Annotated in this window: 1 pseudogene; it reads right to left on the bottom strand. The window is 44.3% G+C overall.

The features are described from left to right. Positions 1-228, bottom strand: a pseudogene (locus tag SB749_RS21205) (hypothetical protein); the annotation flags it as partial.

Genomic DNA, 228 nt, shown 5'->3' with positions numbered 1-228 from the left:
CCAATGCTTTTTCAAGGCTGCCTTTGCGCCTCGTAGAGTCGCGATCTATTCGGCTAATTGGAATGTCTTTAAATTCAGTACTCAAAAATTCTTCTATTTGTTCAGTGCCTTTACCGTTAGGAAATATCTGCGTGCTACCACAATCAGGGCATTGATGCGGTACTTGATATTGGTCACCACAATGGTGGCAAATCATCTGTCCGATGGCCTTATGAAAGGTCGCACTGG

Source organism: Brevibacterium sp. SIMBA_078 (genome assembly GCF_046534565.1).
Classification (GTDB): domain Bacteria; phylum Actinomycetota; class Actinomycetes; order Actinomycetales; family Brevibacteriaceae; genus Brevibacterium.
The sequence above is the reverse complement of the archived record's forward strand: the minus strand, read 5'-3'. Positions and strand labels throughout refer to the sequence as shown.